The organism is Variovorax pasteuri (genome assembly GCF_051216435.1).
Classification (GTDB): Bacteria; Pseudomonadota; Gammaproteobacteria; order Burkholderiales; family Burkholderiaceae_C; genus Variovorax.
In genome coordinates this window covers 452,128-472,090 of the sequence record NZ_JBPJZS010000004.1, presented here as the reverse complement: position 1 = coordinate 472,090, position 19,963 = coordinate 452,128, and the positions used below count along the sequence as shown (strand labels likewise).

Below are 19,963 nucleotides of genomic sequence, written 5' to 3'. Positions count from 1 at the left end.
GTCGTCCCCGAACCACCGCCTCAACCCGTCGCCAGCGCGGCGATCTCCGTCGCGCCGAGTGCGCCGCTGTAGAGGCGGAAATCGTCCACGCGCCCCTGCAGGTCGGGATCATTGGAAAACTGCGAACGGCCGAGCCAGTTCTGCGTCGTCTCCCCGAGGTGAAAGGGCGCGAGCGTCATCTGGGCATTGGTGCCGGCAACGACGCCGTCCACGTACAGCGTGCCGATCGTGTCCGACAAGGTCACGGCAACATGCACCCAGCGGCCGGTGGCAAGTGCTGCGGTGCCATCGATCACCTGTTCGTTGTAGCCATGGACGGTGGAGATCGCATAGCGGACCGCACCGGCATCGCTGCGCGGCGTGAGCATCATGTAGCGGCGCTCACCGGAGCCGAAGTCGAAGAGGCGCGACCATGTCGCGGCGCTGTCCAGCAGCACGCGGATCGACACCGTGAAGTCGGCGGCGTTCTTCGCCAGGCCGGTTGCAAGACTGACGGGAGCGCTCGCGCCGCCGTCGGGCTTCCACTGCAGCAGCAGTTCGGGCTGCATGGCCACCCGCTCTTCGTTGGACGCAGCGCTGTCGCCCGAGGCGATGGCGGCAACGATCACGTAGTAGTACACGCCCGTGGCGCTCAAGGCGGTATCGGTGAAGGTGAGCACGTCCGTGATGCCCGAGGCGATCGTGTTGTAGGGGCCGCCTGCCTGCTCGGCGCGCCGCACCGAGTAGCTGGCCGCGCCGGTGCAACCCCACCACGACAGCACCACCTGGGCGCCGCGCAGCCTTGCGGTCAGGCCGCTCGGCTGCGCAGATGCAGGGAGCGGGTCGCGCGTGAAGGTCAGCGTGCCGAAACCCAGTTGATCGCCGTTGCCGCCATCCGACTCGGGATGCATCTGCGCGACCTGCAGTTCGGTGTAAGGCGTGGCAACGCCCAGACGGTTGGCGTAGTGGTTGTGCACGCTCTCCCAGACGGGCCGGCGGCTACCCTGGCTTCCCGTCGACAGAACGGACTGCGTGCCCTGCTTGTTGACGTTGGTGAAGAAGGGCACCGTATAGAAGGCGCCGGAGCCGTCGAGAAGATTGGACTTCGCCACGTACTCGGCGCCGGCCAGGAAGCGGCTGTTCTCGTAGCCGTAGATGTCGTCGCCCTGGTTCCACGCCATTTCGCAGAACGTGCCCGCAAGCCCGATGCCCAGCGTGCTGTGCCCCTGGTCGCGCCCGCTCTCCTGCCATTGGCCCAGGTAGCCCGGATGCACGTGATAGACCGCCTGCAGGCCGGCGCCGTTGCCCTGGCCGGTCTTATAGTAGGCGATGGCTTCGTCGTAGATGTCCAGCCGGTCGCACAGCACGCCGATGGCCAGCACCGACGCCATCGTGCATTGGTCCCAGTTGGCCCAGTAGTTGGTGATTTCCGCGCCGTTGTGCGCTGTAAGAAAGCTGTGATTGAGCGGATAGAACACGGTCAGCATCATGTTCTGGAAGCGCGCAAAGTCACTCGCTGCCCAACCCGGGTAGGAGCGCATGATCTCCGCCGCATTCGCGAACTGGTAGCCGTAGATGCCCGCGGCGAGGAAGCGGTCGGCATTGCCCTGGATGGACGTCAGGGTGGAAGACCAGGCGTTCAGGAAGACCACGGCCAGATCGGCATAGCGCGTGTCCTGCGATACCTTCCAGCGCAGTGCGAGCTGGTAGGCGCGCGCGATGTCGATGTACATCTGCGCGAAGTTTTCGCCGTCGCCGCCGCGGATCACGGTGGCCAGCGGGCGCGGTTGCGCACCGAGCTGCGCGCGGCCGTTGCTTGTCAATGCGTTCCAGCCGTCGAGCCAGGGTTGCGCCTTGTCATTGACCTTCTGGCGCATGCGCTCGAAGTCGCTTTCGGTGTGAAGAAGGCCGGGATGCACGAACTCGCGTGCCTGGGGAGCCGGATCCACCGCAGGCGCGACAACGGCTTCGCTGGAGGGATCGACTGCCGCAAGGGGTGCTGCATCCGTCGCCGCGGTCCCTGCAGCGGCGCTCCCTCCGAAGGAGCTGCCGCCTCCACCTCCGCACGCTGTTGTGCCCAGCGTGATGAGGCCAATTGCGCTGACGCAAAAAAATCGTCGATCCAGAGTAGTTTTGTTTTCGTTGTCCGAATGCATTGCAGAACGGTGTAGTTGAGTCAACTACCGGACTGCAACATGCATGCCGATGCATGCGCACGAATCGCTCGCGCGGATCGATAAGTCGAAACGATTCGTGGCCCGGCTTGTACAGGGTGAAGGACGCATTCCGCGTGACGTTTATGGCACATGGCGCTTTCGAAAGACCATGAAATGTCATCCGGCACCGAGTGCATCGCCCCGCCCCAGCGACCCCTGCCCTTCAATGCTCGTAGCGCTTCATCGACATGGTCGAGGCATCGATCTTCGACATGAAGGTCCCCGCCGCCGGGGCCTTCTCGAAACTTGCCATCGACGCGTCGGCGTCCTTCTTCGAGCGCCAATGCACGATCACGAGCCATTCCCCGCCCTCGCCCGCCGCGCTCTCGCGCGACATGAAGCCCGGTTGCCTGGAGACGTGCTGCTTTTCCACTTCCTTGTCCACGACCTGGAATTCGGCCGCGGTGACTCCTGGCTTCAGCTTGAAGGTGACCACCTCGATCACCTTGGCCGGGGCCCCCGCCGCTGCGGCTCCGCTCGCCTGCATCGCCAGGACACCGGCCGATACGGCGGCCAGCAACAGTCTGGATATCGCTTTCATGGGCGTCTTCCTTCGCTCAGAACTTGCCGTTGGGGTTCTTCCACTCCGCGCGCGTCGGAATGGCCTCGATCGTGTCCCAGTGCTCGGCGATTTTGCCGTTCTGTACGCGGAACAGGTCGTAGAAGGCCACATGCTTGCCGGCGAACTGACCCTCGCTCGCGGTGAGCACGAAGTTGCCCTCGCCCAGCACCTTGTGCACCTGGTCGTACTTCATGGTGAGACCGGCCTTGGCCATGGCCTCCAGTGCCTTGCCCAGTCCCGAGAGTCCGTCTGCAATCTGCGGGTTGTGCTGTGCGTAGTTGTCGCCGTCGTAGTAGCCGGCCAGCTTGTCCATGCGGCCGTTGACCAGGATGTCGTCGACGAATGAGGCAACCAGCTTCTTGTTGGCCTCGGTCTTGTCGAGGTCCACAGCCTCCGTCGGGCCGTCGGTCATCGTGCGGCCGCTCGGGTTCGGCGACTTCGCCGTCTCCTGCAGGTTGTCCCAGTGCTCGACGATCTTGCCGGCTTCGAAACGGAAGATGTCGAAGCCGATCTTCGGACCGAAGAAGTCGTAGTCGGTGTGGGTGAACACGTAGTCGCCGTCCTGGAAGACGCGAACGGTGTTGACCTTCGCGGAACCCTTGGGCAGTTGCTGCAGCAGCGCGCCGAAGCCGGCCAGGCCGTCGCCCGCGCCGAGGTTGTGCTGGATGTACTTGTCCGGATTGATGACGGCAACGGGTGCGGCCTCACCGGTTTCGATGGCCTTGAGCAAGGCGACGACTTGCTGCTTTTTCTGTGTCATGGGGGCTTTCTCCTTGGATGCGTTGGTGGAAGGGGCGCTGGCGCACGCAGTCAGGCCTGCTGTGGCCAGTGCGAGGACCGCGAAGCGGAAAGGGCGTGAGAACTTTATGGTCATTTCTTTCATGGACGACGCTCAAACCAACCAGATTGCAGCTGTGTTCTGTGTCAATCTCATGAGGGAATTCTGGATTCTTGAGACTCACGGGAAAAGGTCTGTTCACGTCATTCGATGGTTGAAACTGGGAATTTCGGCGGTGATCGCCGCTAGACTTTCACCCATGAAACGCGCCCAGGCCCAGCTCGAAGAAGTCCGCTTCCACAACCCCAGGCTCGCGAAGGTGGGCGTGGATGCATTCACGCTCGAAGATCTCCGGCAGCGCACGACGCCCCGGCAAATGTCTGCTCCGCAGCGCGTGGACTTCCACCACCTGCTGCTCGTACAGGAAGGCAGCACCAGACACATGGTGGATTTCGTGGAGCACGAGCTCCAACCTGGTTCGGTGCTGCTGGTAAGACCTCGGCAGGTGCAGCAGTGGCACATGCACCAAGGCCTCCATGGTCAGCTGGCCCTCATTTCGAACGAGGCACTGGCGCCTTCCGCCGGACGCTCGGAAACGGACATGCGGCTTCTCGCCCTGCGCGACTGGCCGGCCGTCTCCATGCCGAGCCAGGGCCTCTTCATGGAGGCGCTGGCCGACATCAGCCGGCTTTCCGCGGACGTCGAGCGCTTCGTGGGAACGGACCTGGAGGCGGCCATCATCAGGCACGAGCTCCTGACCCTGCTGCTGAGGCTCGCGCGCGAACTGCGGGGCACGCTTCCGGCTCCGGGCGCGGCCCGCGAGGCGCAGATCCACGCGCTGTTCGCCCGGGAGCTCGAATCGAACTACGCCGGGCGCATGAGCGTGCTGGACTATGCACGGCGCATAGGCTTCTCCGAGAGCACCGTCTCCCGCGCATGCATTGCCGCTGTCGGCCGCACCGCGAAGCAGGAGATCGACACCCGGGTGGCCCTGGAAGCGAAGCGCCTGCTGGTGCACAGCGAGGCGACAGCCGCGCAGATCGGACACCGGCTCGGTTTCACCGAGCCGACCAACTTCCTCAAGTTCTTCAAGCGGATGGTGGGCCGCACGCCGCTCGAGTTCCGCGAGTCGCATGCGGCGTTGGATCAGCAAGCCCCGCAGGCTCAGGCGACGCAGGCCGACAAACCGAGCGCCGCGCCGGCCTCTTCGCACAAGAAGAGGGCCTCGGCGGCGCTGCGAGCCGTGCCGTAGACGTAGTTGTCGGGCCGCACGAGCGCTGCGACACATTCATGCTGCCGGAACCAGCCTGTCGCGACACCTTCCGCGTCGTCATCCCCGCCAAGTGCCAGCGTGACGAAGCCCGGCATCGGATCGGCCTTTACCAGCGCGAGGCCCGGCGCAAGCACCAGCCGCCAGCCATGGCCTGCCACTTCGTCCATGCGCCGGCCCTGCCCCGCCGCGCCACCGAGCCAAGGCTGGGGAAACAGGCTGCCGCGTGCCGCACCGTGCGCCGCCGAGAGAAGACCGCACGCCAGGCGCGGCAGGATGTCCTGTCGCGGCGTGTCCTGCACCTTGCCGCCGCACTCCTCCAGCAGGCGTGCATCGCGTGCCCTTGCCTTGGCCGGGTCGCGCTCGCAGATGACTGCACCCACCCCCTTGATGCGGCTGGTGAGCTCGCGCACATGGGCCTGGCGCTCGGCACCATAGCTGTCGAGCAGCGCCTCGCCCGCCGCGCCGCGCACCTCGCCCTGGAGCACCGCCGCGAGTTTCCAGCTCAGGTTGGCCACGTCGCGCACGGCCTGGCACATGCCCTGCCCGAGAAAGGGCGGCTGCATGTGCGCCGCGTCGCCGGCCAGGAAGACGCGGCCGCGGCGCCATTCCTTGGCCACCAGCGCATGGAAGCGGTAGCTCGCCTGCCGCCACAACTCGCCATCCTCCGGCGCGAGCCAGCGCGAGAGCAGCTTCCAGGTGTGCTCCGGCGTGGCAACCTCCTTGGGGTCTTCGCCCGGCAGGATCGAAATCTCCCAGCGGCGATGGTTCTTCGGGCCGACCACCAGGGTGCAGGGGCGCTGCGGTTCGCAGTACTGCACGCTCACCTTCGGCAGCTTGGCCAGGCCTTGTTCGTTGACGAGGACATCGACCACCAGCCAGGGCTCGTCGAAGTCCAGGTCCTGCATCTCGATGTCCAGCTGCGTGCGCACGCCGCTGCTGCCGCCGTCGCAGGCAATGGCATAGCGGGCACGCACCGTGCGCCGTTGGCCTTCGGCATCGATCTGCAGCGTGACGCCCTCGTCGTCCTGCGCGAGCGCGCTCATGCCGACGCCCAGGTCCACCTTCACGTTGGGCAGTTGCGCCACCCGCGCACGCAGCGCACGCTCCACGGGCGGCTGCGTGAACACGATGGAAGGCGTGTACCCCTGCGGATAGGGCGGCGCCACCATCGTCATGCGGCGGATCAATTGGCCGTCGACACCGAAATACTCGGAGTTGGTGAACGGCTCGGTGTAGGGCTCGATGGCCTCCACCACGCCCAGTTGCTGGAACACACGCATGATTTCGTGGTCCAGCGAAATGGCGCGCGGAATCTCGTAGACATCAGGCAGGCGCTCGCACACATACACCTTGAGTCCGCGCTGCCCCAGCAGTCCGGCCGCCACCTGCCCCGCCGGCCCGTAGCCGACGATGGCGACGTCGTAGATGTCGCCCGTGCTCACGCCGCCTCGTCCGCGATGGGGTTGGAAAGAAGACCGACGCGGTCGATCTCGATCTCGATGGTGTCCCCGGCCTTCATCCACACCGGCGGGTTGCGTGCCTGGCCCACGCCCGCGGGCGTGCCCATCACGATCACGTCGCCCGGCTCCAGGGTCAGCACCTCCGCCAGCAGCGCGACGGTCTCGGCAACGCTGAAGATCATGTCGTCGGTGTTGGCGTCCTGCATCACCTGGCCATTGAGGCGGCTCTGGATGCGCAGGCCCGCGGCCCCCGGCGCCAGCTCGTCGGCAGTGACCAGCACCGGCCCGAAGCCTCCGGTGCGGTCGAAGTTCTTGCCGATGGTCCACTGGGGCGTGCGCTTCTGGTAGTCGCGCACGCTCATGTCGTTGAAGCAGCTGTAGCCAAAGACGTACTGCAGCGCATCGGCCTCTTCCGTGTGCCGGGGCACCGTGCGGCCGATCACCACCGCCAGCTCGGCCTCGTAGTCGAAGCGGGTCGAGACCTTGGGCAGCCAGCCCGCCTCGCCATGGGCCACCAGCGACGAGGGCGCGCGGAAGAAGAACCAGGGGTAGTCCGGCTTCTCGCGTCCGCCTTCCTTGGCATGGTCGTAGTAGTTCAGGCCCAGGCAGATGATCTTGCCGGGCTCGGGCACCAGCGGCGCCAGCTTCGCGGCCTCCAGAGGCTGCCGCTTGCCGGACGCGAGCGCCTGGCGTGCCGCGGCCTGCAGGTCGACGCCGGTCCGCAGCGCGGCGCGCAGGTCGGTGGGCAGCTGCGTGTCGGCGTCGTTCAGGTCGATCAGGTCCTGGCCTTCGACCAGGGCCAGGCGGGGTGCGCCTTGGCGCAGGTAGGTGGTGAATTTCATCGGGACGTCACTCGGTTGGGAAATCAGGGATTCGGTGCAAAGAAGATGCGCCTTTGCGCTTCTTTCAGCGCGGCGCCGGGCGCGGGCGAGATGCCCCACTGGTCCACGCGGCCGGGCGGCCACTTCCAATGCTCGGGGCCGTGCGCCTCGTAGCTGTCGTCGATCTGCTCCACGTCGGCCGTGTACTCGATGACGACGCCGAAGGGATCGAGGAAGTAGTTGAAGAGGTTGTTGCCAGGGCCATGCCGGCCGGGGCCCCACTGGATGGGAAAGCCCGCATCTTTCATGCGGCCACCCCCACGCATCACCGACTCGAAGTCCGGCATCAGGAAGGCGATGTGGTTGAGCGCATCGTTGTCCGAGATGCCGATGGCGATGGCGTGGTGGTCGCGGTCGCAATTCATGAAGGCCATGATCCCGGTGCGGTCGGCCAGGCGAAAACCCAGCGCCTGCTGCAGGAAGGCTTGCGTCTCGTCCACCGCGTGGCTGTTCAGGACCACGTGGGTCAGGCGGATGGGCCGGTCCTTCACTGCGGCGCCTTCGGGCCGCTGCGTGTCGCCGTGCACCACCTGGAAGATGCGGCCATGCGGGTCCTTGAACTTCAGGCCCACGCCGCCGGCCGGGTCGCGGCTGAGTTCGTGCACCTGCGCCAGCAGGGTGCCGCCGGCGGCCACCACCTGGGCCGCAACCGCATCGAGCGCCTCGCGGCTGCGTGCGCGCAGAGTCACCTGGCGGATCTGCGGCAGCTCCCCGCCCTGGTGCAGCGCCAGCAGGTAGGCGTCGTTGCCCGTGCCGCGCAGGTAGAGCACGCCTTGCGCCCGATGCGCCACTTCGAGCTGCCACGTGCGGGTGTAGAAGTCTTCGGCCTGCACGAGGTCGGGCACGAACAGCGCCACGCTGCGCAGGCCCTGGATCCAGGGGGAACTCATGGGGTCGTTTCTTTCATGTGGAGGCCGAGGAATCGCTCGGCGTTGCGGTGCACCAGCGCCGCCGCCGTGTCTTCGTCGAAGCCCGCGGCCTCGACGCGCTGCACCGGCGTGCGGTCGTGGAAGTTGAAGGGGTAGTCGGTGCCCAGCAGCAGCTGGGTGGCCCCGAACCGCTCCACCAGGTGGCGCAGCAAGGGCGTGTCGAACACGAGGGTGTCGTAGAACAACCGTCGTGCCTGCTCGGCAGGAGACATGGCGATGCTTTCCTTGAGCGCCGGGAACACGTCCCAGCCCTGCTGCAGGCGTGGCAGCAACGCGGCCAGCGTGCCGCCGCCGTGGCTGAAAGCGATGCGCAGGCGCGGCCGCCGCACCAGCAGGTTGGTCGTGATGACCGAGGCGGCCGCCAGGCCCACGTCGCCCGGATAGGCCAGCACCTGCTGCAACGGCGCCGGGCCCACGAGCCGGTCCATGCCCGCCGGGCGCAGGGCATGCACGAACACCGCCGCACCCAGGGCCTCGCAAGCTTCGAAGAAGGGATCGAACTGCGGGGCGCCCACCGGCACGCCGTTGATGTTGCTGCCGATCTCCACCCCGGCAAAGCCCAGGGTCTTCATCACGTATTCGAGTTCGGAAATCGCCATATCGATGTCCTGCAGCGGCACGGCGCCCAGTGCCGCGATGCGGCCGTCGCCCTGCGCCACCATCTGCGCCATGCAGTCGTTGGTGTAGCGCAGCAGCTGACGGGCATCGTCCGCAGCCATCCAGTACGACAGGAGCTCCGGCATCGGCGAGACCACCTGCAGTGCGAGACCCATGCCCGGCAGGTCCTCGAGCCGGCGCGCGGTGTCCCAGCATTTGTCGGAGACCGTGCGGTACACCTTGCCCGAGATCATCACGTGGCGGTGGCAGGCATGGGCCGGTGCCATCGAGGGCCATTCGGCAGGCAGCCTGGAGCCGATGTAGTTCGGAAAGTGTTCGGGCACCACGTGCGCATGCACGTCGATGCCGCAGGTGCAGTCGAGCTTGTGCACGCCTCGAACTCCGGCTCATTCAGGCTGGATGCCGAGCTGCTTGACCAGCTTGACCCAGCGCTCGCGCTCGCTGCGCATGAAGGACTCGAACTGCGCCACCGACATGTGAAGCTCCGGTTCCGAGCCCAGGGTCCGCAGGCGCTCCACCACCTCGGGCTGCTGCAGGATGGCCTCCAGGTCGCGGTTGACGCGCGCGATCACGTCCGGCGGGCTACCGGCCGGCGCAAAGAGGCCGTTCCAGCCCGCGTAGTCGAAGCCGGCAAAGGTCTCGGAGAGCGATGGCACGTCCGGCATGCCCGGCTGTCTTTGGGCGGTGCTCACGGCCAGTGCACGCACCTGCCCCGCCTTGAGGTAGGCCGTGAGGGCCGCATCGGGCAGGCAGACAAGTTGCACGCGCCCGCCGATCACGTCCTGCAGTGCATCGGTGGCCTTGGTGTACGGGACATGGTTGAAGCGCACGCCGGCCATGCCGGCCACGCTGTCGGCCAGCATGCCGGAGAAGGTCTTCGGGCCTTCCGTTGCAATGGTGATGTCGCCCGGCTTCGCCTTGGCCAACGCCAGCGCGTCCTTCAGGTTCCGGGCCGGGAAGTTCGCCGCGCAGGCGATCACGAACGGGCTGCGGCCCACCAGCCGCACCGGCGCGAAGTCCTTCGCCGGGTCGTAGGGCAAGGCCTTGAAGGTGAAGGCATTGGTCACCATCGCCGCGGTGGTGGCGTAGTAGAAGGTGTAGCCGTCAGCCGGCGAACGCGCTGCCGACAGTGCGCCGATCACGTTCTGTCCGCCGGGCTTGTTCTCGACCACGATGGGCTGGCCCCAGCTGCGCGTCAGCCGGTCGGCGACAACGCGCGCCAGCACGTCGGGGCCCGAGCCCGCCGGCTGCGAAAGAATGAACTTGATGGGGCGCTGCGGCCAGTCGGGCTGGGCGCGAAGCAGGCCGCTGCCGGCCAATGGAAACAGCATCGCCGCTCGGGCGAAATCTCTGCGTTGCATGAAGTCTCCTTTTTTATTTGAGCCTGCATGCTAGGAAGCCTTTGATCATCTGAACAGTCGATGACATGGATACATAAAATCCATTTCATGGATATTCGCTCGGTCGATCTCAATCTGCTGGTGCTCTTCGATGCCATGACCAGGCTGCGCAGCGTCAGCCGCGCGGCCGAAGCCGTCGGACTCAGCCAGCCGGCCACCAGCGCGGCCCTGGCGCGGCTGCGCGCCACCTTCGACGACGACCTGTTCGTGCGCGCCGGTGCGCAGATGGAGCCCACGCCGCGCGCGCAGGCGCTGGGCCCCGCGGTGCAGCGCGTGGTGCAGGCGATCCAGTCGGAGATCCTCCAGCCCGCGGGCTTCGATCCGGCGAACGCGGAGCGCAGCTTCACGCTGCTCACGCCCGACATCGGCGAGGTCGCCTTTCTCCCCGGCGTGCTGCGCCGCTTGCGGCAGGAGGCGCCGCTGGTGCGGCTGCATGCGCTCTCGATGCCGCGCACGGCCGCCGCCCAGGCGCTGGAGGCCGGCCAGGCCGACCTGGCCGTGGGCTTCTTTCCCGATCTGCAGAAGGCGGGCTACTTCCGCCAGGCGCTGTTCAGGACGTCCTACACCTGCATCGCCTGCGCGCACAACCCGGCAGCGCCCGCGCGCATGACGGCACGGCAGTACCTGGCGGCGCGGCACATCGTGGTGCGGCCGGACGGGCGCGAGCACATGCTGGACCGCTTCCTGGAAGACAAGGGCTGGCACCGGCACGTGACGCTGGAGCTGTCGCATTTCATGAGCCTGCTGTCGCTGCTGCCCGGCAGCGACCTGGTGGCGACCGTGCCCGACGACATCGCCACCGTGGTGCAGCGGCACATTGCGGTGAAGACCATCGAGTTGCCCTTCAAGCCGCCGCAGCTCCAGGTGCAGCAGTACTGGCACCGCCGCATGCAGAACGATGCGTCGAACCGCTGGCTGCGCGGCCTGTTCTACGAAGTGAACCGGCGCGACGCCAATGCCCGCCTGCCCGATTGGCAGGCCGCCGGCTGAAGGCGTTTCAACCGGCCACGAGCCCCGCCGCCTGCACGCCGGCGATGCAGATGGCTTCGTCCTCGTCGCCGGTGCCGCCGCTGGCGCCCACCGCGCCCAGCATCCGGCCGGCCGCATCGCGGATCACCACTGCGCCGGCCTGCGGCAGGAACTTGCCGTCGGCCGTGGCGGCCAGCGCGACGAAGAAGTTGGGGTTGTCCTTGGCGCGCTCGGCCAGCTTGCGGCTGGCCACGCCCATGCCCACGGCACCCCAGGCCTTGGCGCGGGCAATGTCGAAACGGAACATGGTGGCCCCGTCTTCACTGGCGAAGGCCTTGAGGTTGCCGGCGGCATCGAGCACGGCAATGCCCATGGGCTGATAGCCGGCCTCGCTGGATTTCTTCAGGGCGGCATCGATGATGGTCTGGGCTTGCTGCAGGGTGAGGCTGGACATGGGCTTTTCCTTTTCTTTCGCTGGGCGGCGGCGCCGCCATCTTCATCTGGGTCTTGCTGATTGTCGGCGTGCACGCCGCCAGCCGTCCTGCGTTCCGCGAGGCGGGCACACAGTCTCCATTTTTCCTCCTTCATTGCCTTTTAGCCTGAGGGAATGCTTGATTCCATTCGCGTTCGACCTTGGCGATCCCCTCTGTTCAGAACGATCGCCGGCGCCCTGGGCATGGCACTGGCCACCGGTTGCTCACCGACCTCGGTTGCGCCGCTGGAAGACCACGCCAAAGGCACTGCAGCTCCTATTTTGAGCCGCTCCGGGAAAGCCGATCCGGGCCTCGCGGTCGATTCCGTGGGCGCTGCCGCGACGCCGAAGGGTGCCTGCAGCGTCGAGCTCTACGGCGACTCCATCCTTCATGGCGGCTACCTGGGCGACCGGCGCCTCGAGGAAAGCCCGGCGGCCGCGCTTCGGCGGATGCGCCCCAGATACCGGGTGATCGATCACTCCGTGAACGGAGAAACCGCCAGCGTGCGGTCGGCGGCGTTCGCGAGTGAACCACGTTCGAGCCGCATCGTCGTCATCCAGTACGGACTCAATGACGCCATGCAGAACTTGCCGCTGGAGCCGGCCTTGCGCGCCATGGTCACGCAAACCAGGGCAGAGGGCCGCCACGTGGTCTTGACGGGCTTGTCGCAAATACTCGTCGGCGCCGACGTGCGCGCACGAGGCGACGCGACGGTGCGACGTGTGGCGGGGGATCTGGCGGTGCCGTTCGCCGACTGGGGCAGCGTGCCGATGCGCCGCGGCGAGATGGCGGACATTCTTCATCCGTCCCAGGTCTATTCCACTCGACTCGTCGAGCGCCTGATCAAAGTGCTGGACACCCTGGCCCCCGAGTGCGCGTGACGACGGATGCGCGTGGACGTCAACGAGGCAGTTCGATCCTGATCTGCAGGCCGCCGTTGTCGGCGAGCGATGCGCCGATCGTGCCGTCATGGGCCAGCACTGCGCTGCGCGCAATCGCCAGGCCCAGCCCGACACCACGATCGACCTCGCGCCGGTCGATCCGCACGAACGGCACGAAGATCGCTTCGAGCATGTGAGGCGGTACGCCGGGTCCGTGGTCGCTGATCACCACCTCGAGCCGCCTGTCTTCCTCGCGCAGGCGCGCACGCACCTCCACAGTGCTTCCCTGCGACGTGTGCTTCACGGCATTGCGAATCACGTTCTCGAAGGCGCGATAGATCAGCTCGCCGTCCACCTGGGCGACAAAGCGCTCGGGCGTCTCGATGCTCACCGAGCGGTTCATCGCGCGCCCTTCGAAGTCTGCGTCGGCGACGATGTCGTGCAGCAGTTCGATCACATCGACCGCGCTGCGCGAGACGGGCGCCGATGCCGTCAGCCGGTGCAGCGTGAGCATTTCGTCGATCAGCGCGTCCAGCCGCCGGGTCTCGCGCTCGACGCGTTCGACCATGGCACCCACTTGCGACGAATCCTGTTCGAGCAGCCCGATCGCCGCCTGGATGCGCGACAGCGGCGAACGCAGCTCGTGGGAGATGTCGTGCAGCAGGCGGTCCCGTGCGGCGATCAGCGTCTGCAGCTGCCCCGCCATGCCGTCGATGTCGTGCGCCAGATCGGTGATCTCGTCGCGGCGCCCCTTCATCAGCGGTTCGACGCGCGTATCCAGGTGCCCTTCGGCCATGCGTTGGAGCCCCCAGCGCAGGTGCTGGAGCGGCCGGGAGAGATACCAGGCCAGAAAGCCGCCGAAGACCAGGCTGGCCACCACGGCGATCATGACCGGAACGACAGGAAGCCCGCTCACCTTGGGCACCGGGTCGCCCGGCGGCGGCGTGACCCCTATGAGCCATAGATAGAGGGCCGTGAATCCGATGCTGGAAATCATGCAGCTCGACAACACGAGCAGCAGCTTGCGAAAGAGGCGCGTGGGTCTGACCATGGCCGCTCAGTCCTTGAGCAATTGGTAGCCGAGGCCGCGCACGCTCTGGATCCACGAGCGGCCGTCCTCGCGCATGCCCATCTTCTGGCGAATGCTGCTGATGTGCACGTCGATGCGGCGGTCAAAGCGCGTGAGCGGCCGGCCGAAGGCAGCCTGGGAGATCTCCTGCTTGCTGGTCAACTGCCCCGCATGGCGCACGAGAACTTCCAGCAGGTTGAATTCGGTGCCCGTCAGCTCCAGCGGCGCACCGCGCCAGGTGGCCTGGCGCGCCCCCGGCCAGAGCGTGAGCTGGCCGGCCGCCAGCGTCAGCGCCGCGTTCGTGCCCTCCGGCTGGTCGCGGCTCTCGGTGCGGCGCAGGATCGCCTGGATGCGCGCCACCAGTTCGCCGGGCGTGCACGGCTTCGGGACGTAGTCGTCCGCACCCATGTTGAGGCCGACGATCCTGTCCACGTTGTCCCCGCGCGCCGTGAGCATGAGCACCGGCACATTGCTCGTGGAGCGGATGCGGCGCAACGCTTCGATGCCGGACAGGCGCGGCATCATGATGTCGAGCACGACCAATGCGTAGCCGCCGCGCAGTGCCTCGCTGACGCCGGTCTCGCCGTCGTTCGCAACACGCACATCGAAGCCCTCGCGGGAGATGTAGAGCGACAGCATCGATGTGAGGTCGACGTCGTCGTCGACAAGCAGAACCCTGTGCATCGGGGGAGTATGGCGCCGATCCGGGCGCCGGCGGCCGAGCGGCGGCCGACATTTACCCAGCTTAACGCTGCTTAACCGCGGCCAACCGCAGACGCTTCTAACCTTGCCGGAGGAAGAAGATCTGATGACCGTACCGCTCCGCTCCTTGTTTATCACCCCCCTGGCCGTCTGCCTGGCCTGGGGCCTGGCGGCCTGCGCCACCGGCCGCATCGAGGGCCCGCCGCAGCCGCAGGCGCTGCCGTCGTGGCAGTCCGAATTGCCGCACGGCGGGCGCGCAGGCGATCTGCAGCAATGGTGGCAGCAGTTCGACGACGCCCGGGTCGCCCGCCTGGTCGAGATGGCCGAGCGAGACAGTCCCTCGCTCACCAAGGCCTGGGCCAGCATGGAGAAGGCACGCGCCACGCTGCGCAGCACGCGGGCGCAGGCCCGGCCCAGCGTGACTGGCAGCGCTTCGGCCTCGCGCAGCAACCAGCTGCAGTCGGGCGAGTCCCTGGCCACCGGCACGTCGCGCAGCGCCGGCTTCGATGCCTCATGGGAGCTGGACCTGTTCGGCAAGGTCCGCCGCAACACGGAAGCATCCGAGGCCCGCATCGAGGCGCGCGCCGCCGACTGGCACGATGCGCGCGTCTCCCTCGCGGCGGAAGTCGCCGACACCTATGTGCAGTACCGCGCCTGCACCTTGCTCGCAGACGCGTACCAAAGCGAGGCAGCCTCGACGGCCGCCACCGAGAAGGCAACGGCGACCGCCGTGCAGGCCGGCTTCACCGCACCGTCGGACGGCGCCCTGGCGCGTGCGAGCCTCGCAAGCGCGCAGTCGAGCCTGCTGCAACAGAACACGCAGTGCGACATCCTCATCAAGTCGCTGGTCTACCTCACCGGCAGCGACGAACCCGCGCTCCGGCGGCTGATGACGACCGGCGAGGACCGCATGCCGCGGCCGGCCGCGCTGCAGGTGCAGGCGGTGCCGGCGCAAGTGCTGCGGCAGCGCCCCGACCTGGCGTCGCTAGAGCGCGAAGTGGCAGCCGCCGGCGCGGAGATCGGCGCGGCCCAGGCGGATCTGTATCCGAGCCTGTCGCTCAGCGGGTCGGTCAGCGTATCGGCGAGCAGCCTGGCCTCGCCGGCCACGCTCTGGTCATTCGGGCCGTCGCTCTCGATCCCGCTGTTCGACGGCGGCAAGCTCAACGCCGCGGTCGACACGGCGCGCGCCAGCTACACGTCGGCGCTGGCCGCCTATCGGCAGGGTGTGCGCACCGTGGTGCGGGACGTGGAAGAAGCCCTCACGAACCTCAACGGCGCCGGCCTGCGGGCGGAGCAGGCGGAGAACGCCGCGCGCGAATACCGCAGCTACTTCCTGTCCACCGAGACCAACTGGCGCGCGGGCCGCGCCAGCCTTCTCACCCTGGAGGAGGCACGGCGCTCGGCGCTGTCGGCGCAGATCACCGAGATCACCCTGCAGCAGAACCGGGTCCAGTACTGGATCGCACTCTACAAGGCCGTCGGCGGCGGATGGCAGCCCGGCACGCCGGCCATGTCGCCCGATACGCTGGCCGATGAAAAGACGAGAACGCCATGAGCATCACATCGAAACCCAAGTTCCGCCGCGGCGCCGCCATCGCGGTGGCCCTTCTCCTGGCGGTCGGTGCGGCGACGCTGCTTCTGCGGCCGCCCACCAGGGCGCTTGCGGCGAGCGCTCCGGCCAGCGCGATGACGGTCGAGGTCGTGCAGCCCGACACCCGCGACTGGCCCCGCACCTTGCAGGGCAGCGGGCCGGTGACGGCATGGCAGGAGATCATCGTCAGTCCCGAGACAGGCGGCTACCGCATCGCCGAATTGCTGGTGGACGTCGGTGCCACGGTCCGGCGCGGCCAGGTGCTCGCGCGCCTTGCAGACGATGGCCTGCGGGTCGACCTGCGCAAGCAGGAAGCGGTGGTCGCGCAGTCGCGCAGCAGTCTTGAACAGGCCAGCGCGAATGTGCGGCGGGCGAAGGTCGTCGGCGCGACGGGGTCTCTGTCCGCGCAGCAGATCGAGGAGTACCGCATCACCGAGGACTCGGCACGCGCGACCCTTCAATCGTCCCAGGCAGACCTCGACAGCGTGAAGCTCAAGCTCGCACAGACTCGCGTCCTGGCTGCCGATGACGGCGTGGTGTCGTCAAAGACCGGCGTCGTCGGCAACGTGGTGAGTGCGGGCACCGAACTCTTCCGCCTCGTGCGGCAAGGCCGGCTCGAATGGAGGCCCGAATTCGATGCACGCGAACTCGCTGCGGTGAAAGCCGGCCAGAAGGCGGAGCTGACGCTGCTCAACGCAGAGCGCGTCGAGGGCACGGTGCGCATGGCGGCGCCCACCTTGTCGACGACCACCGGGCGCGCGACGGTGTATGTCAGCCTGAACGGCGGCAGCACTGCGCGTGCGGGCATGTTTGCCGGTGGCCTGATCAGCCTGGGCAGCGCGCCGGCTGTCACGCTTGCGCAGTCGGCGATCGTGATGCGCGACGGGCGCGCCTATGTCTACCTCGTGGATGCGAACAGCAAGGTTTCCGCCCAGGCCGTGACCACGGGCCGCCGCCAGGACGACCGGGTCGAGCTGCTGTCCAAGCTGCCCAGCGACGCGCGGGTCGTTGCCAGCGGCGGCGCGTTCCTGTCCGACGGCGTGCAGGTGACGGTGAAGCAACCGGAGACCCAGCGATGAATGTCTCGTCCTGGTCCATCCGCAATCCGGTTCCCGCCGTTCTCACGTTCATCCTGCTCACGGTCCTGGGGCTGATCGGCTTCAGGACGCTGCAGATCCAGGACTTCCCCGACACCGACCTGCCGACCGTGCAGGTGTCCGCTTCGCTCGAAGGCGCGGCGCCGGCGCAGCTCGAGACCGAGGTCGCGCGCAAGATCGAGGACAAGCTCGCGTCGCTGAGCCGGCTGGACCACGTCACCACGACCATCACCGACGGCCTGGTGAGCATCAGCGTCAGCTTCGAGATCGACAAGAACTCGGAGGAGGCGCTCAACGAAGTCCGCAACGCGGTCGACAGTGCCAAGGCCGACCTCCCGGCCAGCATGGCGTCGCCGACGGTCTCCAAGCTGACCACGGCCAGCAGCGCGCTGCTCACCTACACCATCGACTCGAAGACGATGGACGAAAAGGACCTGTCCTGGTTTGTCGACAACCAGGTCACCAAGAGCCTGCTGGCCGTCAAGGGCGTCGGCTCCGTGTCGCGGGTGGGCGGCATCAGCCGCGAAGTCCACATCGACCTCGACCCGGTCCTGATGGCGGGCCTCGGCGTGACGACGTCCGACGTGTCCACGCAACTCAAGGCAATGCAGAAAGAGGCGTCGGGCGGCGAGACCTACATCGGCGGCCAGAAGCAGTCAAGCCGCACCTTGGCCACGGTGGGCTCGGCCGCGGAGGTGGCGGCGATCACGCTGTCGTTGGGCGACGGCCGCTATGTACGGCTCGACCAGATCGCGCGCATCACCGACTCGAACGCCGAGCGCACGACCATGGCGTTTCGCGACGGCAAGAAAGTCATCGGGTTCCAGATCTCCCGCTCTCAGGGATTCTCCGACGTGGGCGTCGCGAACGATGTCCGCGCGGCACTGAAGAAGTTTGCCGCCGCACATCCCGACGCAGACATCGTCGAGGCCAGCAACACGGTCGCGCCGATCGAGGAGAACTACCAAGGCTCCATGGAGCTCCTGCTCGAAGGTGCGGTACTTGCGGTGCTCGTGGTGGGGTGGTTCCTGCGCGACATGCGCGCCACGCTCATCGCCGCGGCCGCGCTTCCGCTGTCCATCGCACCGGCCTTCGCCTTCATGGCACTGGCAGGCTATTCGCTCAACACCATCACGCTGCTGTCGCTGTCATTGGTCATCGGTGTCCTGGTGGACGATGCGATCGTGGAGATCGAGAACATCGAGCGACATCTGCTGATGGGAAAGACACCGTACCAGGCTGCCATGGAAGCCGCGGACGAGATCGGCATGGCGGTGATCGCCACGACGTTCACGCTGGTGGCGGTCTTCCTGCCCACGGCCTTCATGGGCGGTATTCCGGGCAAGTTCTTCCGTCAATTCGGTGTGACCGCCTCGATCGCCGTGCTCGCGTCCTTGCTGGTGGCGCGGCTGCTCACACCCATGATGGCCGCGTACCTGCTCAAGCCGAAGGCCGCGCACCTGCATGGCGCATCGACGGACGGCCCCACGATGACGCGCTACCTGGCCTGGGCACGCGGCGTGCTTCAACACCGCAGAACCACGGTGCTGGCCGCACTGGTCTTCCTGGCACTTTCCATTGCCCTGGCGCTGACGATTCCCACTGCCTTCATGCCGGAGCAGGACAAGGCCCAGGCCACGGTCACGCTCAAGCTCGGGCCCGACGCCACGCTGGAGCAGACCACCGCCGTCGGCCTGCGGGCACAGCAGCTGCTGAGCAAGATTCCCGAGGTGCAGTCCGTCTTCATTGCTGCCGGCACGGCCAGCACCGGGAGCGGCATGAGTTCCAGCTCGACCACGGACGTCACCAGTTCCACGCTCACGGTGGACCTGGTGGACCGCGGTGAACGCAAGCTCAAGCAGTCGCAGGTCGAATCGGAGATCCGCGATCAACTGAGGACCATTCCCGGCGTTCGTGTGACGGTCGCAGGCAGCAGCACCGGCTCGACGCTGGAGATCACGCTTGCCGGCGACGACCCCGACACCCTGAACAAGGCCGCGAACAATGCAGAGCAACAACTCCGGTCACTGAGGAACGTCGGCAACGTGACGTCGAGCGCGGCATTGCAGCGCCCGGAAGTGCAGTTGCGCCCCGACTATGCGCGTGCTGCCGCATTGGGCGTCACGTCCGAGGCACTTGCCGACGCCGTGCGGCTCGCAACCTACGGCGACTACGCAACGGCGCTGCCGAAGCTCAATCTGCCGGAGCGTCAGATCGCGATTCGCGTGCGCATGGGCGCCTCCGTGCGCCACGACATAGACGCGATCGCCCAGTTGCGCGTCAAGGGTTCCAACGGGTCGGTCAGCCTCGGCTCGGTGGCGGATGTGTCCATGGGCAGCGGCCCCTCGCAGATCGACCGCCTGGATCGCTCCCGCAATGTGACCTTGAGCGTGGAACTCAACGGCCGGGCGCTTGGCGAAGTGCAGAAAGAGGCCATGAGCCTGCCGGCGTTCGAGTCGCTGCCCGCAGGCGTGCGCATCGTGGAGCAAGGCGAGCTGCAGCGAATGTCGGAGCTGTTCACGAGCTTCGGAACCGCGATGGCGATCGGGGTGTTCTGCATCTATGCCGTGCTCGTGCTGCTGTTCCATGACTTCATGCAACCCGCCACCATTCTGTGCGCGCTGCCGCTTGCGTTCGGCGGTGCGTTCGGCGCGCTCTGGCTCACGAACCAATCCTTCTCGATGCCGGTGGTCATCGGCGTACTGATGCTGATGGGCATCGTCACCAAGAACTCGATTCTGCTCGTCGAGTACGCCATCGTCGCGAGGCGCGAGCGCGGAATGCCAAGGCTTGATGCGGTGATCGACGCTTGCCACAAGCGCGCGCGTCCCATCGTCATGACGACCATCGCCATGGCCGCCGGCATGCTGCCCAACGCCCTCGGTCTGGGCGCCGAGCCCAGCTTCCGGCAACCCATGGCGATCGTGGTCATCGGCGGCCTGATCACCTCGACGGTGCTGAGCCTTCTGGTGGTTCCCGTGGTGTTCACCTACGTGGACGATCTGCTGCAATGGCTGCGCCGCTGGCATGCGCCGGCGTCGACAGGGGAAACTCGAGCGGACCCTCGCTGATCGATGGCACCAAG

The 19,963-nt window shown here is 67.1% G+C and carries 17 protein-coding genes; 6 read left to right on the top strand and 11 right to left on the bottom strand.

Annotated features, from left to right (window positions below):
* Positions 1–20: 20 nt before the first annotated feature.
* From ACSFBM_RS18550 to ACSFBM_RS18540, 3 genes are all read right to left on the bottom strand, one after another.
* The gene (locus ACSFBM_RS18550) at positions 21–2,135 is read right to left on the bottom strand and encodes a LamG-like jellyroll fold domain-containing protein (protein WP_435485649.1); all 2,115 of its coding nucleotides are present in this window, start codon (positions 2,133–2,135) and stop codon (positions 21–23) included.
* A 223-nt stretch (positions 2,136–2,358) separates the two neighbouring features.
* Positions 2,359–2,736 carry an antibiotic biosynthesis monooxygenase family protein gene (locus ACSFBM_RS18545; RefSeq protein WP_435485648.1) on the bottom strand — a complete coding sequence of 126 codons (378 nt, stop codon included), beginning with the start codon at positions 2,734–2,736 and terminating at the stop codon, positions 2,359–2,361.
* Positions 2,737–2,752: 16 nt separating this feature from the next.
* Positions 2,753–3,517, bottom strand: a complete 765-nt coding sequence (locus ACSFBM_RS18540) for a nuclear transport factor 2 family protein (RefSeq protein WP_435485647.1) — start codon at positions 3,515–3,517, stop codon at positions 2,753–2,755.
* 277 nt (positions 3,518–3,794) lie between these two features.
* Between ACSFBM_RS18540 and ACSFBM_RS18535 the strand changes: the two genes are divergently transcribed.
* On the top strand, positions 3,795–4,787 hold the full coding sequence (locus tag ACSFBM_RS18535; protein WP_435485646.1) for a helix-turn-helix domain-containing protein: 993 nt from the start codon (positions 3,795–3,797) through the stop codon (positions 4,785–4,787).
* Here ACSFBM_RS18535 and ACSFBM_RS18530 read toward each other — a convergent pair.
* From ACSFBM_RS18530 to ACSFBM_RS18510, 5 genes are read right to left on the bottom strand one after another with little or no spacing between them, the layout of a single operon-like run.
* The gene (locus tag ACSFBM_RS18530; RefSeq protein ID WP_435485645.1) at positions 4,700–6,250 is read right to left on the bottom strand and encodes a bifunctional 3-(3-hydroxy-phenyl)propionate/3-hydroxycinnamic acid hydroxylase; all 1,551 of its coding nucleotides are present in this window, start codon (positions 6,248–6,250) and stop codon (positions 4,700–4,702) included. The two genes, ACSFBM_RS18535 and ACSFBM_RS18530, sit on opposite strands and share 88 nt — an antisense overlap.
* Positions 6,247–7,110 carry a fumarylacetoacetate hydrolase family protein gene (locus ACSFBM_RS18525; RefSeq protein WP_435485644.1) on the bottom strand — a complete coding sequence of 288 codons (864 nt, stop codon included), beginning with the start codon at positions 7,108–7,110 and terminating at the stop codon, positions 6,247–6,249. The genes ACSFBM_RS18530 and ACSFBM_RS18525 overlap by 4 nt, the downstream gene beginning before the upstream one ends.
* Before the next feature lie 23 nt (positions 7,111–7,133).
* Positions 7,134–8,039 carry a VOC family protein gene (locus ACSFBM_RS18520; RefSeq protein ID WP_435485643.1) on the bottom strand — a complete coding sequence of 302 codons (906 nt, stop codon included), beginning with the start codon at positions 8,037–8,039 and terminating at the stop codon, positions 7,134–7,136.
* Positions 8,036–9,067 carry an amidohydrolase family protein gene (locus ACSFBM_RS18515; protein WP_435485642.1) on the bottom strand — a complete coding sequence of 344 codons (1,032 nt, stop codon included), beginning with the start codon at positions 9,065–9,067 and terminating at the stop codon, positions 8,036–8,038. The genes ACSFBM_RS18520 and ACSFBM_RS18515 overlap by 4 nt, the downstream gene beginning before the upstream one ends.
* 15 nt (positions 9,068–9,082) lie before the next feature.
* The gene (locus ACSFBM_RS18510; protein ID WP_435485641.1) at positions 9,083–10,057 is read right to left on the bottom strand and encodes a Bug family tripartite tricarboxylate transporter substrate binding protein; all 975 of its coding nucleotides are present in this window, start codon (positions 10,055–10,057) and stop codon (positions 9,083–9,085) included.
* Between the two features lie 87 nt (positions 10,058–10,144).
* On the opposite strand from ACSFBM_RS18510, the gene ACSFBM_RS18505 reads away from it, so the two are divergent.
* A complete protein-coding gene (locus ACSFBM_RS18505) occupies positions 10,145–11,086 on the top strand; it encodes a LysR family transcriptional regulator (RefSeq protein ID WP_435485640.1) in 942 nt (313 codons plus the stop codon).
* A 7-nt stretch (positions 11,087–11,093) separates the two neighbouring features.
* Here the strand turns inward: ACSFBM_RS18505 and ACSFBM_RS18500 are convergent, their stop codons facing one another.
* Positions 11,094–11,519 (bottom strand): GlcG/HbpS family heme-binding protein, encoded by a 426-nt coding sequence (locus ACSFBM_RS18500; RefSeq protein ID WP_435485639.1) that lies wholly within the window; start codon positions 11,517–11,519, stop codon positions 11,094–11,096.
* A 222-nt stretch (positions 11,520–11,741) separates the two neighbouring features.
* Here ACSFBM_RS18500 and ACSFBM_RS18495 point away from each other — a divergent pair, with 222 nt between their 5' ends.
* Positions 11,742–12,419 (top strand): SGNH/GDSL hydrolase family protein, encoded by a 678-nt coding sequence (locus ACSFBM_RS18495; RefSeq protein ID WP_435485638.1) that lies wholly within the window; start codon positions 11,742–11,744, stop codon positions 12,417–12,419.
* A 19-nt stretch (positions 12,420–12,438) separates the two neighbouring features.
* Here ACSFBM_RS18495 and ACSFBM_RS18490 read toward each other — a convergent pair whose 3' ends face one another.
* Both ACSFBM_RS18490 and ACSFBM_RS18485 read right to left on the bottom strand, forming a co-directional pair.
* Complete coding sequence (locus ACSFBM_RS18490; RefSeq protein WP_435485637.1) at positions 12,439–13,470, bottom strand: HAMP domain-containing sensor histidine kinase; 1,032 nt, start codon at positions 13,468–13,470, stop codon at positions 12,439–12,441.
* Positions 13,471–13,476: 6 nt separating this feature from the next.
* Complete coding sequence (locus ACSFBM_RS18485; protein ID WP_435485636.1) at positions 13,477–14,172, bottom strand: response regulator; 696 nt, start codon at positions 14,170–14,172, stop codon at positions 13,477–13,479.
* A gap of 145 nt (positions 14,173–14,317) precedes the next feature.
* On the opposite strand from ACSFBM_RS18485, the gene ACSFBM_RS18480 reads away from it, so the two are divergent.
* Genes ACSFBM_RS18480 through ACSFBM_RS18470 form a run of 3 tightly spaced genes read left to right on the top strand, consistent with a single transcriptional unit; the run spans position 14,318 to position 19,949 of the window.
* On the top strand, positions 14,318–15,745 hold the full coding sequence (locus ACSFBM_RS18480) for an efflux transporter outer membrane subunit (RefSeq protein WP_435485635.1): 1,428 nt from the start codon (positions 14,318–14,320) through the stop codon (positions 15,743–15,745).
* Positions 15,742–16,860, top strand: a complete 1,119-nt coding sequence (locus tag ACSFBM_RS18475) for an efflux RND transporter periplasmic adaptor subunit (RefSeq protein ID WP_435485634.1) — start codon at positions 15,742–15,744, stop codon at positions 16,858–16,860. The genes ACSFBM_RS18480 and ACSFBM_RS18475 overlap by 4 nt, the downstream gene beginning before the upstream one ends.
* Positions 16,857–19,949 (top strand): efflux RND transporter permease subunit, encoded by a 3,093-nt coding sequence (locus ACSFBM_RS18470; protein ID WP_435485633.1) that lies wholly within the window; start codon positions 16,857–16,859, stop codon positions 19,947–19,949. Before ACSFBM_RS18475 ends, ACSFBM_RS18470 begins: the two co-directional genes overlap by 4 nt.
* The last annotated feature ends 14 nt before the right edge of the window (positions 19,950–19,963 follow it).